This is a genomic window from Ferdinandcohnia salidurans (assembly GCF_042680725.1).
Classification (GTDB): domain Bacteria; phylum Bacillota; class Bacilli; order Bacillales; family Bacillaceae_L; genus Ferdinandcohnia; species Ferdinandcohnia salidurans.
In genome coordinates this window covers 678,895-694,044 of the sequence record NZ_JBHUEK010000025.1, presented here as the reverse complement: position 1 = coordinate 694,044, position 15,150 = coordinate 678,895, and the positions used below count along the sequence as shown (strand labels likewise).

Sequence of the window (15,150 nt, the reverse complement as noted above, 5' to 3'; positions counted from 1 at the left end):
GATGAGATGGGTTTCGTAGTGAATAAGGATTGGCTTGTTGAACAATTACATAACAAGGATGTAAAAATTGTGGATTGCCGGTTTGCTTTAGGAAATCCAACCCAAGGAGAAAGGCTCTATCAGGAAAGTCATATTCCGGGTGCTTTTTATTTTGATTTAGAAAAGCAGTTATCCGCTCCTGTGTCGGAGCATGGGGGAAGACATCCACTTCCAGAAATAGAGCAATTTAAGCTAGAAGTTGAGAAAGTTGGAATTGATCATTCAAAAACAGTAGTTGCTTATGATGGGGGTGAAGGTCAGTTTGCATCCCGTTTTTGGTGGTTACTGACCTATCTTGGACATGAAAAGGTTTATGTATTAAACGAAGGATTTAAAGGCTGGACTGAAGCGGGCTATCCTACTACCAATGAAATACCAGAACTAGAATCAACTTCATTTAACATAAATATACGAGAAGACATGCTAGCTTCTTATGAAGAAGTTAAGGAAATCGTTGATCAGAAAAAAGACTCTCCCATTTTAATAGACTCGAGAGATGAAAGCCGCTATAAAGGGGAAATTGAACCTATCGATCGAATCGCAGGACATATTCCCCGCGCAATAAATAGATGTTGGATAGAGGGTATGGAACAAGGAACCTTCAAAGATAGTGAAGAACAGAAAAAGAGATTTGCAGACCTTAATAAAGAAGACCCAATCATCGTTTATTGTGGGTCAGGTGTAACAGCTACTCCTAATTATATTGCTTTGAAAATGGCAGGTTTTAAGGATGTTAGGCTATATGCAGGTAGTTATAGTGATTGGGTTTCTTATGAAGAAAATCCGGTTGCAAAAGGGAATGAGAGATAAGAGCCTTTCCTAAAGGGAGGCTCTTTTTCATTAACATACTGATGACGTTTCCACCCCTAATAAAGTATAATACATTTAAACATGATTTGGACGGTGAGGCTACTGTGAAAAGGATAACCGTGGAAGACTTGGTTCGTAAGTTTTCATTGAAGGTATTGGCTGGTGAAGACCAGTTACAGAATACAATTACGCAATCCCGTGTACATCGACCGGGTCTAGAGTTCGTTGGTCACTTTGACTTTTTTCCAACAGAGCGGGTTCAAATTTTAGGAGAAAAGGAAGTCACATATTTACATAAACTTACAAAAGAAGAACGTAGAATTCGGATTGGAAATATTGTTAAGTACCATCCTCCTTGTTTTATCGTAACATGTGGGGAAGAGGGGTTAACCTATTTAAAACAGCATTGTGTGGAACAAGGCATTCCATTGCTGGTTACAAATCAGCCTGAGATTACTTCTGATTATATTGTAAGATTGGATGCCTATTTAATTAAGGAATTAGCGGAAGAAATTGCTGTACACGGTGTTTGTATGAATGTGTCAGGGATTGGTATCCTGATTCGGGGGAATTCGGGTGTAGGAAAAAGTGAGACTGCGCATACCTTGATTCGCAGGGGACATCGTCTTGTAGCAGATGATATCGTCGTCTTAAAAAAGCTAAGTCCACAAACGATTCTAGGTACACATGATGAAAAAACAAAGGAGTTTTTAGCTCTTCGCAGTATCGGGTTATTAAATGTGGTTCGAATGTACGGACGAAAAGCTTTTCAGGATGAAACCCGCATCTCCCTTGATATTCATTTGACGAAGTGGGAAAAAGATGCTTTGTATAATGAGCTAGAACAAGAAATCAATACGATGGAATATATGGGTGTTAAAATCCCTTCGATTGAGATTCAGCTTCAGCCTGGGCGAGATGTCGCAGGGCTAATTGAGGCAGCTGCAAATAACTGGTATTTAAAGCAGCAGGGTTACAATGCGGCGGAGGAGTTCATGAGTAGGATTGATGATGAATTGACGACCTCTAATGGTGATAAATAAAGGGGAAGTTTCAATATCTGAGAAACTTATTTTGAGTTGAACTTGGTTTTCAATTTTTTATGGGCCTTGCCAATATGGATGAGGTCTTGGCGATGCCCTGATTAAATATTATAGTATGCGGTTAGGAACCAAGGAATCTACTGCCGGTGCCAAATGAGGGCACTGCCCATGCCCAGTTACTCTTATACGGTTATAAAAAAACCCTCTACATTTTTTAAATAAGTAGAGGGTTTTAGTGTTAAGCGACGTACTCTTCCTTTTTGATATCTGTTGCTTCTTTTTTAATGTAATATTTTCCTTTTGTGGCAACGGCCAAAATAATGGTTAGGATAGATGCAAGGATTGCCGCGAAAAATGCTGCCGTACTTTGTAAAAAGGTTCCCATAAATCCAAGTGCGGCTACTGTACCGAGGGCACTTGAAATTAATAAAGCAGCAACACCGACGGGATTCCATTTATACAAGTTTTCTTGTCTCGCCTCGTAATATCCAGGGCCAATTTTTAATAATTTCTTAACAAAGACAGCATCTGTAACTAAAATAGCTGCCCAAGATAATAAGAAGACCCCTTGGAAGGTCAAGACTGTGCCAAGATGATTGACAATATCGGTAAGCATTAAGAAGATGGCAGATACTCCGGTTACAACTACCCAAAAGCGTCTTCCGGGTTTAAAGTTAAATATGTTTTCGAAGAAATTTGAAAGAGATAGTGAACCACTATAGATATTTGTGACGTTAATTCTTACTTGGGTAATCATAGTAAACAACGCTCCCCACATTCCTAGAAGCATTACGATATACACACCAGGGTTTGGTTCGCCTAGACGAACACCAAACCAAATACCTAAGCCGCCCATTACACCAAAACAGAAGATCTGCGGGACAAACCCGATTGCAAATACTCCAATTTTCGTGTCCTTAGGTTTAAGGAATCGTGCATAATCAGATGCAAGTAGTGGAGTTAGTCCCATAATCCCGTGCTGCATGCCAATACAAAGCAAGAGAGCAGTTCCTCCAACCTGGACATTTTCCGGCATATAGGACCAGAAAGTTCCATCGTAAACAGATGGCTTGATAGCTGCCACTACGATTGCCGCAACTAAAAAGACACCGAACAATGGCAATGACCATTTTTGCAATTTATCCAACTGCTTAATTCCAAACCAGTTTAATGGAATGACAATGGTGCCGAAGAAAAGAATTAAAGCCCATTCTGGAATACTAGGTAAGAATTCATGGACTGCGGAAACTAAGATTAAACCTTCAAGTGCACAATACATGATGAAATTTGTGGCATAAATAATGGAGGTTAATGATGCGCCAATATAGCCGAACCCGCCACCCCTTGATAATAAATTTACGTTCATACCTGACTTTGCAGATAGGTACGCAATGAATGTTCCAAGAATACCGGCAACGATAATCGCATATATAGCGGAAATGATGGCGTTAATAGCACCAAATTGAAGTGCCATTACACTTCCCATTTGAAAATAAAAAATAGCCGTTGCAATTCCGAATGTAATATTCGTTATACTTAACCAATTCATGTTTCTTTTGTTAAGAGGTACTCTATCCAAGGAATAGTCATCACTCAACGCTTCGTTGCGATTTTGCTCCGATTGGATATTAGATCCCATTTTATCAACTCCCTTTTTTATGTGAATGTTTTCACATTTACATTTCTTGATAAATTAAATAAGAACGTACAGTCTGCTTAACCAATTATAATTGTAACAATGATGTTTACAAGGTTGCAAATGCGATAAAACAGCATATTCCGTGATAAAACCTATTTACAACATGTCTAGGTTACATAATCCGGGTCTGTCTTAGAATTAGCCCTAAATACCGAACCATACATCCGAAATGCTAGTGAATGTGCGTATTATATAGATTGGTTTGATTTATATACTAATTTGGATTTATAAAATTTCGGATTTCGGCAATCGTTACGGAGACTAAATGAGAAGGGTAACATTTGTACCATAGGAAATACTTATCTATTTCTATAATAAAGATTAAATTTCCTAATCACTCTTTTACTACTATACTTAAGGTACAAGGGGTGGTAAAAAATGGAGTATATTATTCTGTTTTTCATTGGGATTTGTGCAACGACTTTGGGGACGCTTGCTGGTGGTGGGGGGTTAATTAGTTTGCCGTCGATGTTGCTTTTGGGTGTTCCTGTTCATTCGGCAATTGGAGCAAATAAGGTTTCAAATACAATTAGTTCGTTCTCGAGTTTTTTCTACTTGCTACGGAAAAAGGAGCTCTCTTTAAAAGAATCGATTTGGATTATACCGGTTAGTCTTTCTGGTGGGATAAGCGGGGGCCTTATTGCTTCACGGATATCAGCTGAAAACATGTATATTGTGGCAATTGTCCTGCTACTTTTCGCTTTTATTGTTTCTTTTGTGGGAAAAGGAGATTTTACCGGAAATGAGCCTTTGAAGTTCAATAAAATTAGTGTACCTGGGCTATATAGTATTGGCATTTATGATGGGCTATTTGGACCTGGTCAGGGGACTTTAATGCTTTATCTATATAATCATTTAAATATTGCATACATTCGTGCGGTTGGATTAGTGCGCCTTGCTACGTTTTCTAGTTGCTTTGGGGCTGCGGTGACCTATATTGCGACAGGTAAGCTTATTTGGCCAGTTGCCATTGCTTTGTTACTAGGTTCTTTTACAGGAGCACAAATTGGGGTGCGTATTGCGCAGAAAATAAAGCCCCAGTATGTAAAGCCGATTTTAAGGGTTGTAACGGTACTTCTTATTTTTCAAATTGTTACTGAGAATGTGCTTTAAATAAAAATCTGGACTTAAAAATAGTCCAGATTTTTTTAGTTTCCTGTGTATTTAAACGAATAGATATGCGTTTTTGTTAATTCAATGACTTCCTCAATAAATTCCTCTTGGGATTCTTTGAATCCGCTAGTAATCCAATTTTGGATGAGTCCGTAAAAGCCATAGGCTGTATAGCGTTTAAAATAGTCCATGTTGACCGGAATATTGTTGATCGTTTCAAATAAAAATTTTTCTTGATAAATTTTTAAAATGGTTTGAGGGAAACTTGTATGTAGCCCTGGTAGAGTGTCGTCATATTTAATAAGTTCAAAAAAATCTCGATGCTCATCAATATAGGAAACGATATTAAAAGAAGGCTTGCCAATCTTAGATGTATACACCTTTTGTCCAGGAAGATGGTGTTTTCCAACCGAGTTCCATAATCCTACCATCATGGAATCTAGCAAGTCTTCAGCTAAATCAATTTTGTCATGGTAGTGAACGTAGAAGGTGCTGCGATTATAGGAAGCCTTATCTACAATGTCTTTTACAGAAACGGTATGATATCCTTTTTCTTTGATAAGGTCAATAAGGGCATGCTTTAAGTGTTCTTGGGTTCGATTTCGTCGTTTAGATATGAGATCCAATTCATCATTCATAAAAAAACCTCCGCAAAATAGACAGTTTTATTGGAAATGTCTATTATTTAGACATTTTGAATTTCTTTGATGATTGTTAAGTCTAGTCAAGATAGTAAAATAGAATTGTGACCAAATGGTGACAAAGCCTTTTGGAGTAAATATTACTCTACTATAGGGTAACACTCTCCATATTATACAATAAGGGGGACTTTATAATGGGAAAATTACAAGGTAAAGTGGCTATCATTACTGGGGGAGCTTCAGGAATTGGAGCAGCAACAGCTCGTTTATTTGTTGAAGAAGGGGCAAAGGTTGTTCTTGTTGATTTAAATGAAGAAAAAGGAAAAGCTTTTGAGGAAGAATTGAAAGCGCTAAACGCAGAAGCTTTATTTGTAAAAGCAAACATTACAAGTGAAGAAGAAGTGGCAAATATCTATAAACAAACAATTGAAGCATTCGGTAAAGTGGATATTGTTTTCAATAATGCTGGTATTGGACGAGTTCAACCATCACATGAATTAGAATATTCTGAGTGGAGAAATACGGTTAATGTTGACTTAGATGGTGTTTTCTTAGTAGCACGTGAAGCGATCCGTGAATTCTTAAAAGCGGATGGTGGAGTAATCGTAAACACTGCATCTATGTATGGCTGGGTGGGATCACCAGGTTCAGCAGCCTATAACGCAGCAAAAGGCGGCGTAGTGAACTTAACTCGCTCATTAGCACTTGAATATGCTGAACAAAATATTCGTGTAAATGCTCTTTGCCCAGGTTTCATTGATACTCCTATTATTCCTGTAGAAAGCAAAGAAGTATTACGTGGCATGACTCCAATGAAACGCCTTGGACAAGCTGAAGAAATGGCTAAAGCTGTATTATTCCTTGCTAGTGATGATTCTACATTCATGACAGGAAATAGCTTAATCGTTGATGGTGGCTATACAGCTCAATAATAAAATTGCTCATCACCCTACTGGTGATGGGCTTTTATATTTTCGGGGAAATAGTATTCTAGTCTAACATTTTAAATATAGTTGTTGACGATATGGAGATTTTTGTGCAATAATAACATTAATTTAATAACTGGTACCTTTAATTCAGTCCAGAGAGGCTGACAAGGACGGCGGGATTTTATTAAAAGACGTGGGGATACGTGTATAAACTTTCCCTGTGCTCTTTTAATAGATGAAGAGGCTAATTGTCAGGATACCTGGTAATTAGCCTCTTTTTTTTCTGCTTGCTTCTGGTATCAGAAATGATCATACAGGAGGAATCATTTATGAAAAAAATGGATTCAGAGTTCTCATGGCAAGCAGTTCCACAATCTAATCGAAACGGTTTTTGGAAGACATTATCCGTAATGCTAGGCCTAACGTTTTTCTCAGCAAGTATGCTAGCTGGTGGGGAAATTGGGATGGGCTTAACCTTTTCAGAGTTTATTATAATCGTGTTAGCAGGGAATCTGGCTCTAGGAATCTTTACAGGGACCCTAGCTTATATCGCATCGAAGACAGGATTATCGACACACCTTTTGGCAAAGTATGCATTTGGTGATAAGGGATCGTATCTACCATCCTTTTTACTAGGATTTACCCAAGTTGGTTGGTTCGGAGTAGGTGTAGCGATGTTCGCAGTTCCAGTTGCAAATGCAATGCACTGGAATGTGTACGCCTTAATATTCATCTTTGGGCTTGCAATGACAGCAACTTCAATTTTTGGAATGAAAGCACTGGTTATTTTAGGATTTGTAGCAGTACCAGCAATTGCGATTCTTGGTAGCTACTCAGCAGTTGAGGCAACCGAGTCCTTAGGTGGAGTAGCGGCTCTAATGGAGTACAAACCAACCGTATCCATCACACTTTCAGCAGCACTTACGATTTGTATCGGGTCATTTATTAGCGCAGGAACGTTAACACCAGATTTTGCACGTTTTGCCAAAACATCACGCTCAGCAGTAATTGCAACAGTGATTGCCTTTTTCTTAGGAAACTCTTTAATGTTCTTCTTCGGAGCAATCGGATCGATGTCTTATGGCTTAGCAGATATTTCTGAAGTAATGTTTCTACAGGGGTTAATGATTCCAGCTATTATTGTTCTCGGGTTAAATATTTGGACAACTAATGACAATGCGCTGTATGCTTCAGGGTTAGGATTTGCAAACATTACGAAGATTCCTAAAAAAGTATTCGTAGTAGTAAATGGACTAGTTGGAACTATACTAGCAATGTGGATGTACAACAACTTTGTAGGATTCTTAACTCTCCTTGGTGCTGCGATTCCTTCAATCGGTGCCATCATCATTACAGACTACTTCTTTGTAAAGCGCAGAGAATATAAAGCTTTTGAAGAAATGACTTTTAAATCAGTAAACTGGGTTTCAATTGCGGCGTGGGGCGTAGGTGTAGCCTTTGCACAAGTAGCACCTGGGATTACACCGCTAAATGCACTACTAGGAACAGCAGTAATTTACTTCGTATTCATGAAAGTAGCGGAAGTAAAAAAAATAAAAGAAGCAAAGGTGATTTCAGTTGATTATTAAAAATGCAACCTTACGAGGAAAAGAAGGTCTCTGGCATCTCGTGATCAAAGAAGGTCAGTTTGAAAAAATCACGCAAGAACTAGGCGAAGTAGAGGCAAATGAGGAAGTAATCGATGTAGATGGCTCACTCGTATTGCCACCTTTCATTGAGCCACATATCCATTTAGATACAACTTTAACGGCTGGCGAACCTGAGTGGAATCAAAGTGGTACTTTATTTGAAGGGATTCAGCGCTGGTCACAGCGTAAGGAATCCTTAACCCATGAGGATGTAAAAACACGTTCGAAAACAGCACTAAAATGGCAAATTGCTCAAGGGATAGGGCATGTTCGTACGCATGTTGATGTTACAGACCCAAGTCTAACAGCGTTAAAAGCAATGCTTGAGGTAAAAGAGGAATTGAAGGATTACGTAGATATTCAACTGGTAGCTTTTCCTCAGGAAGGAATTTTATCTTACCCAAATGGAGTAGAATTGCTTGAAGAAGCAATGAAAATGGGTGCGGATGTCGTTGGCGGTATTCCTCACTTTGAATTCACCCGTGAATATGGTGTTGATTCAATGAAAATTGCTTTTGATTTAGCTGAAAAATATGATCGATTAGTTGATATTCATTGTGACGAAATTGATGATGAACAATCAAGATTTGTTGAGGTTGTGGCAAAGGAAGCCTATGAGCGCGGACTAGGTACTCGTACAACAGCAAGCCATACTACAGCGATGGGTTCATACAATGATGCGTATACGTATAAGCTTTTCCGTTTACTAAAGCTTTCAAATATTAATTTTGTGTCAAATCCACTCGTAAATATTCACCTGCAAGGTCGATTTGATACGTATCCAAAACGTAGAGGTCTTACTCGTGTTAAAGAATTACTAGAAGCGGGACTAAATGTAAGCTTTGGCCATGATGATATTTTTGACCCATGGTATCCACTAGGAACGGGCAATATGCTACAGGTTCTTCATATGGGAATCCACGCTTCACAATTGATGGGCTATGAGCAAATTGTGAATTCCATTGATTTGATTACAACAAACAGTGCTAAGACACTGCACATTGAAGATCGCTACGGAATTGAAGAAGGAAAGCCGGCGAACTTCGTTGTCATGTCAGCAGAAAATGAATATGAAACAATCCGAAAGCAAGCGAAAGTTCGCTACTCATTTAGAAATGGAAAAATCATTGCAGAAACAAAGCCAAGTGAAACAATGATTACATTGGATCAAACAGAAACAGTTAATTTTAATCGATGAATAGAGAAGGGGCATCCTCAGCTGGATGCCCCTTTTTAATCATGTTTAGCTCCAGGCGCCATCGGCTCGAGGTCATAAGCCAATCGCTTCGGAAGGCAAGAAGCGCCTTCTGTCAGCGCTCGTCTTATGCTTGTCGCCGATAGGCGGCGCCTTGCGCTTTTCTAATTATGCTTGTCCCATTCTTTGCGGACTTTCGTCATTTTTATGAATGGTGACTTGATGAGGAAATGGTATTTCAATTCCGTTTTTATCAAAGGCTTCTTTAATCGCTTTTCGAAGCTGACGCTCAACACCCCAATGTTCCCCATTTACTGTTTTGGCAATTACACGGAGAACAACATCTGATACTCCAAGTGCTTGAACCCCAATGACATTTGGTCCTTCAACAATCACTGGATTCTCGTCAGCCACTCGCTCACATACCTCTTGCATCACGGTTATCGCTTTATCAATGTCTTCCCCATAGGCAATCCCAATATCTACAAGGGCGCGCATATTTCCGCGGGAATGGTTACTTACGCTAGTAATGTCACGATTCGGAATATAATGTAAGGTTCCATCAAAGCCGCGAATTTGAGTGGTGCGTAAACCCACTGCCTCTACAACGCCATCAATAGCTCCAATGGTGACATAATCGTTAACATCGATTTGCTTTTCTAATAACAAGAAAAAGCCTGTCACAACGTCGCTTACGAGTCCTTGTGCTCCAAAACCAACAGCCAGTCCAACAATTCCGGCACCGGCGATCAGACTTGCAACAGGTATATTGAAAATGCCAAAAATGGACGCAACTAACATAAAGATTAATGCATATGAAAGAATATTTTCCATAAGCCTTTGAAGCGTATGAGCTCGTCCTAAGGTAATGTTTTGTTTATCCTGTAATTTTGTAAAGGTTCGATCAATTACTTTGTTTCCGATCTTTTTTACAATGAAAAATGCAATAAAGATACCGATTAATTTTAAAATGATGATTCCGGTATTCAGGAGTAGAGCCTCCCAATTAATATCGAGAAAATCAAACAAAAATATCATCCTTCCTTGTATCATAAACCATGAACCACAGTGAACCACAGGGACGGTTCTCTTGGGTTTGCGAACCAGGAGAACCGTCCCCATGGTACTTATTGTTGTTTAGTAAGAGAATACCACAAATTGCAAAAAGGAAACATGTCTACGTAGAAAAAAATCCCCTGTGTGATTATAGGGGATTTGGTATTCCTTATTTCGTATAGTTATCAAAGTAACCTTGGATATAGATGAACGGGGTACCTTTGTCTCCGCTTCCTGAAGTTAAATCAGATAGAGAGCCAATCAGGTCCGTTAGTCTTCTAGGTGTTGTACCTTGTGCTTCCATTTGTCCGACAAGGTCGCCTTCTTTATTTTTAATAAACTCAGAGATTGCCTTTTTAAGTTCTTCACCTTTTAAGTCTGCAAAGTTATTATCAGCAAGGTATTTTAATTTAACCTCATTTGGTGTACCTTCAAGGCCTGCTGTGTAGGCAGGTGAAACAACTGGGTCAGCAAGCTCCCAAATTTGTCCGACAGGGTCTTTAAATGCACCGTCTCCGTAAATCATAACCTCGACCATTTTACCAGTTTTCTCTTTGAGGACTTCCTGGATCTGATCTACAACTGGTTGGCAATTACGAGGGAAGAGCTTCACGCTTTCCTCTGTTGCTTTGTTAGAACCAAGTAAACCATAGTTTTCATTATAGCCACTGCCATCGATTGATTCTGAAAGAATATTATCAAGGCTATAAATTTTTTCTCCGCCGTTTGCCTTTAAAATTTTCTTAGTACGGAATCTTGTGTGAATGTCACAAGTTAGCACGCTCTTTGTATAGTCTAGAATTGTTCTTGGGTTATTTGAGAAGATGACTTCACATTCAACGCCGTATTCTTCGACCAACGATTTATAGTAATCAATGTAATCAACACCTGTAAAAGTATGTTTATTATGTCCAAATAGTTCACGGAACTGTTGCTCTGTTAACACATCCGTCCAAGGATTTACGCCTTTTTCATCAAGTAAATCAAGATCTACAAGGTGATTACCTACTTCATCAGATGGATAACTTAACATAAGAACGATTTTCTTCGCGCCTTTTGCAATCCCACGAAGATTGATTGCAAAACGGTTACGGCTTAGGATTGGAAAAATAACACCGATTGTGTCATCACCAAATTTTGATTGTACATCCTTGGCAATATGGTCGATTGTCACATAGTTACCTTGAGCACGAGCAACAATAGATTCTGTAATCGTTATGATATCTTTATCTTGAATCGTAAAGCCTTCCACCTCAGAAGCGGTTAATACAGTATCAACAACGATTTGCTCGATGCTGTCACCTGTATTGATAATTGGGCCACGTAAACCCCTTACAACTGTTCCAACTACTCTTTCCAAAACAATCACTCCTACATGCTGATAAGTTTTATGTAAATATTATCTACTAGTACTATACATCTATCATGTGATATAAGTAAAATTAATATATCTAATAATGGGTATAAGGAGTATTAATATGGTAGGTAAATTAGATTTATATAAGGTTTTTAGTGTAGTTGCTAAGAATGGAAGCTTCTCCAAGGCTGCCAAGGACCTATTTATGACACAGCCTGCAGTTAGTCAAGCGATGATGCAGCTAGAAAAGGAATTGGATATAAGACTGTTTAACCGTACACCTAAAGGGGTTACTTTGACTGACGAGGGAAACCTTTTATATGAATATGTTCATTCGGCAATGAATCTCATCAATGTTGGTGAGGAAATGATTTTGGAATTTAAGAATTTAACAAAAGGGGAACTAAGAATAGGTGTCGGTGACACGATATCGAAATACTTTTTGCTCGCATATTTAGAAATCTTCCATACGGAGTATCCCAATATAAAATTTAAGATTGAAAATGGGACAACCCAGGAGCTTATTTCTTTATTGAAGTTAGGAGAGGTTGACCTCGCCATTTGTAACTTCCCGGTTAATGATCCTACCCTTGCGCAAATACCATGCATGGATATTCATGATATTTTTGTGTGCGGGAAAGATTATAAAGAGCTTTTACATAAGACCGTAAAGGTATCCGATTTAGTAGAATATCCATTAATTTTTTTAGAACCAAAATCCATTTCGCGAAAATATGTCGAGGAATATTTATTGTCAAAGGGATTAAGGATATCACCCGAGTTTGAACTGGGTTCCCATGATTTATTATTGGAGTTTGCTAAAATAAATCTAGGGATTGCTTGTGTCACGAGAGAATTTTCGCAAGAATATTTAAAAAGTGGCATCTTACAAGAGGTAAAGCTTACAGAACAGATCCCAAAACGGAGCATTGGAATCTGTTACGTTAAAAATGTTCCATTATCACCAGCATCAACAAAGTTTGTTGAAATTATTAAAAATGACGGGTGATGATAAGGGATGGTTCCAAAAGAACCGTCCCTACTCTACCTAGTCCACATAATAAATCTGCGAATTGGTAGCATCAAGGCAATAAAGTCTTCCTCCGTATGCACAGCCACCATCAATACCGACAATGTTATTTTTTCCGAAATAAACTTCGTTACTTTTATGTAGATATTTGGTTGGTGTATGACCAAAAACAACGGTCTTGTGACCCGTGTAGCCATTGTGAAATTCTTCGCGAATCCAGACTAATAAATGGGGGTCAGTTGATTCTAATGGTGTTTCAGGATGAACCCCTGCATGAACAAAAATATGAGTATCTGTTTCATAGTAGTAAGGAAAATCCTTTAGAGCTTCTATGTGTGGACGGATTTCTTTGTTCATTTGAAGAAGATTAGGCATTTCCTCCGTCGTGTACCAATATTTTGCATCATCCTTTTCAATGAAATAGCCATAGTTTTGTAAGGTTTTAATCCCGCCATTGTAAAACCATCGTTTGACGCTCATTGAATCAGCGCGGAAGGCTTCCATCATCATCTTTTCATGGTTGCCAATCAACGCAATTGCTCCTTTTTCCCGTAATTCAATTACTCTATCTAAAACAGCCCTTGAGTGTGGTCCACGATCAACATAGTCTCCCAACAACAAAAGTTGGTCTTCCTGATCATTATAGTTTACTAGTTCCAAAAGCCGTTCAAATTTATCTAAATCACCATGAATATCACTTATCGCAAGCATTCGTCTCACTCAACACACAACCTTTTTACAATAATAGGTTCTTCTATTTTAGCACACCCTACGTATTAGTGAGGAATACCCATTTCGCATACATTTTTTTAGGTGAAAAAATACTAAAAGCGATCAAAGAAGAAAGAGTGTGGAGCTAATGAACATAAGAAAACCGTTATTAGTTGCTGTTGTTTTTTGTCTTTCATCCATTATTGTGTTTGGGATTCTGGCCTATTTTGTTCATGTCCATGATGTGATTTATTTTGATAGTCATGTGATAGATTTGGTTCAGGGGATGGAATCAGCGGGACTTACCTTGATGATGAAGTTCCTTTCGTTTACCGGATCTGCACCAGTCGTCATTGTTTTATCCCTTATTATTTTGTATTTCCTCTATAAAGTACTGAAGCATCGTAATGAGTTAGTCTTGTTTATTGGAGTGATGGTCGGTTCGCCAATCTTGAACATGTTACTAAAAGGCCTATTTGAAAGGGCAAGACCAGAATTCCACAGATTAGTTGCAATTTCGGGTTATAGCTTTCCGAGTGGTCATGCGATGACTGCTTTCACATTTTACGGTATCTTCACATTCTTATTATGGCGACATGTTCCAGTAGTGTGGGGGAGAACAGTACTACTCTTATTTAGTGGAATTATGATAGTAGGAATTGGGATCAGCAGAATTTATTTAGGAGTGCATTATCCAACCGATATCATAGGTGGATATTTTGCAAGTGCTACATGGCTTGGATTTTCAATATGGACTTTTCAGTGGTTCAAAGATAGACAAGCCCACAAGCACACGAGGCTAAAAACGGGTTGAACTAGGTGAATGATGATTGTAACGATTCCCTACATTTTTAAATTGTCGAATCTTAGGGAAAGGTTTTAATTGAAAATGAAAGCGCTATCAATTATAATGAAGTCAGGTGGATGACATGTGTGGTCATCATGGTATTTGGCGAAGGTGGGGCCGATACTGTAGCGAAGTAACACGTTAAATTGCTTTATTTTAAAAAGTATTATTAAAAAGGGACCATTTAATTCAGCGGAATTAAATGGTCCCTTTTTTGCGTTGGATTACTTAATGAAGTCAGCTTCGCTTAATTCCTGTTGATTTGGCGATTGCTTTGGGGCAATGCATTTTTCATAAAATTTGTGGAAGATATAGTTCATTAGAGCATTAGAAAAAATTAAGGTAAAGAACTTAGCTGAACTAATTTTTAATTTGAAAAATTTTAACTGTCTAAGCAAAGAAATAATTGGATATGCATATATCAAATCTGCGACAAGATTGATAATAGTATAGGGGAGAAACTTCCCTTTTGAGATTGTGAACACCCAATAATTCGCAAAAAGATATGGACCTAAAATTAATATACATGTGTCACAAACCATTGCACCGACGCTTCCTTTTACTTTCCATAGCTTATGTACAGTAAAATAGAAGATCTCAAACATTAGAATGCTAGAAGAGAATAAGGATACAGGCAAGTATTTTATATACGATTTCTTTGGAAGTAGCACTGCAGCTACTACCGAACATAAAACAATAAAAAGCCTGATGCCGTTTTTTAACATTAAAAACAATCCTTTCCGATAGCAATTTTTTTTAATTTGTTCTAAGTATTAGATTCTTATCCGATAAACATGGATCTGCAACGTTATGAAATGAGCCATATTTACAAATAATAGTTTTATCACTTTCTTTTGAAGTTTCTCCTCCAAGCAAAAGGATTTAGAAATAGGTTATACCGGGATTAAGAGATAGATTAAGGTAGTGCATTGGAACTAAATAACAGTACTTACATTTATTATTAAAAGTATTTTGATATAATTTTATTTTCTGAAAAGTGTTGCTTTTGGATATTTTGTGTGATATATTAG

14 protein-coding genes are annotated in these 15,150 nt (G+C 38.1%); 8 read left to right on the top strand and 6 right to left on the bottom strand.

Going from position 1 to position 15,150, the window contains the following annotated elements; genetic code table 11:
* Window positions 1–6: 6 nt before the first annotated feature.
* Both ACFSFW_RS17680 and hprK read left to right on the top strand, forming a co-directional pair.
* Complete coding sequence (locus tag ACFSFW_RS17680) at window positions 7–849, top strand: sulfurtransferase (RefSeq protein WP_388040182.1); 843 nt, start codon at window positions 7–9, stop codon at window positions 847–849.
* A 104-nt stretch (window positions 850–953) separates the two neighbouring features.
* Window positions 954–1,892 carry an HPr(Ser) kinase/phosphatase gene (gene hprK, locus ACFSFW_RS17675; protein WP_388040180.1) on the top strand — a complete coding sequence of 313 codons (939 nt, stop codon included), beginning with the start codon at window positions 954–956 and terminating at the stop codon, window positions 1,890–1,892.
* Window positions 1,893–2,130: 238 nt separating this feature from the next.
* Here the strand turns inward: hprK and ACFSFW_RS17670 are convergent, their stop codons facing one another.
* A complete protein-coding gene (locus tag ACFSFW_RS17670; protein WP_388040179.1) occupies window positions 2,131–3,531 on the bottom strand; it encodes a purine-cytosine permease family protein in 1,401 nt (466 codons plus the stop codon).
* Window positions 3,532–3,969: 438 nt separating this feature from the next.
* Here ACFSFW_RS17670 and ACFSFW_RS17665 point away from each other — a divergent pair, with 438 nt between their 5' ends.
* On the top strand, window positions 3,970–4,704 hold the full coding sequence (locus ACFSFW_RS17665; protein WP_304213573.1) for a sulfite exporter TauE/SafE family protein: 735 nt from the start codon (window positions 3,970–3,972) through the stop codon (window positions 4,702–4,704).
* 35 nt (window positions 4,705–4,739) lie between these two features.
* Here ACFSFW_RS17665 and ACFSFW_RS17660 read toward each other — a convergent pair whose 3' ends face one another.
* Window positions 4,740–5,342, bottom strand: a complete 603-nt coding sequence (locus tag ACFSFW_RS17660) for a TetR/AcrR family transcriptional regulator (protein WP_304213575.1) — start codon at window positions 5,340–5,342, stop codon at window positions 4,740–4,742.
* Between the two features lie 197 nt (window positions 5,343–5,539).
* On the opposite strand from ACFSFW_RS17660, the gene ACFSFW_RS17655 reads away from it, so the two are divergent.
* From ACFSFW_RS17655 to ACFSFW_RS17645, 3 genes are all read left to right on the top strand, one after another.
* Entirely contained in the window at window positions 5,540–6,277 is a 738-nt protein-coding gene (locus ACFSFW_RS17655) for an SDR family NAD(P)-dependent oxidoreductase (RefSeq protein ID WP_304213577.1), read from the top strand.
* A gap of 326 nt (window positions 6,278–6,603) precedes the next feature.
* Window positions 6,604–7,863, top strand: coding sequence for a cytosine permease (codB, locus tag ACFSFW_RS17650; RefSeq protein ID WP_388040176.1), 1,260 nt, complete (start codon window positions 6,604–6,606; stop codon window positions 7,861–7,863).
* Complete coding sequence (locus tag ACFSFW_RS17645) at window positions 7,853–9,121, top strand: cytosine deaminase (RefSeq protein ID WP_388040174.1); 1,269 nt, start codon at window positions 7,853–7,855, stop codon at window positions 9,119–9,121. Before codB ends, ACFSFW_RS17645 begins: the two co-directional genes overlap by 11 nt.
* 165 nt (window positions 9,122–9,286) lie before the next feature.
* Here the strand turns inward: ACFSFW_RS17645 and ACFSFW_RS17640 are convergent, their stop codons facing one another.
* Together ACFSFW_RS17640 and ACFSFW_RS17635 are read right to left on the bottom strand one after the other, a co-directional pair.
* Window positions 9,287–10,147, bottom strand: a complete 861-nt coding sequence (locus ACFSFW_RS17640; RefSeq protein WP_388040172.1) for a mechanosensitive ion channel family protein — start codon at window positions 10,145–10,147, stop codon at window positions 9,287–9,289.
* A gap of 196 nt (window positions 10,148–10,343) precedes the next feature.
* The gene (locus ACFSFW_RS17635) at window positions 10,344–11,534 is read right to left on the bottom strand and encodes a coenzyme F420-0:L-glutamate ligase (protein ID WP_388040170.1); all 1,191 of its coding nucleotides are present in this window, start codon (window positions 11,532–11,534) and stop codon (window positions 10,344–10,346) included.
* 118 nt (window positions 11,535–11,652) lie between these two features.
* Between ACFSFW_RS17635 and ACFSFW_RS17630 the strand changes: the two genes are divergently transcribed.
* Window positions 11,653–12,540: a LysR family transcriptional regulator gene (locus ACFSFW_RS17630; RefSeq protein WP_304213584.1), complete on the top strand. Its 888-nt coding sequence runs from the start codon at window positions 11,653–11,655 to the stop codon at window positions 12,538–12,540.
* A 39-nt stretch (window positions 12,541–12,579) separates the two neighbouring features.
* Here the strand turns inward: ACFSFW_RS17630 and ACFSFW_RS17625 are convergent, their stop codons facing one another.
* Window positions 12,580–13,281, bottom strand: a complete 702-nt coding sequence (locus ACFSFW_RS17625; RefSeq protein ID WP_304213586.1) for a metallophosphoesterase family protein — start codon at window positions 13,279–13,281, stop codon at window positions 12,580–12,582.
* A gap of 139 nt (window positions 13,282–13,420) precedes the next feature.
* On the opposite strand from ACFSFW_RS17625, the gene ACFSFW_RS17620 reads away from it, so the two are divergent.
* A complete protein-coding gene (locus ACFSFW_RS17620; RefSeq protein ID WP_388040168.1) occupies window positions 13,421–14,086 on the top strand; it encodes a phosphatase PAP2 family protein in 666 nt (221 codons plus the stop codon).
* 257 nt (window positions 14,087–14,343) lie between these two features.
* On the opposite strand, the gene ACFSFW_RS17615 is transcribed toward ACFSFW_RS17620, so the two are convergent.
* Window positions 14,344–14,844, bottom strand: coding sequence for a hypothetical protein (locus tag ACFSFW_RS17615; protein ID WP_388040166.1), 501 nt, complete (start codon window positions 14,842–14,844; stop codon window positions 14,344–14,346).
* Between the last annotated feature and the right edge of the window lie 306 nt (window positions 14,845–15,150).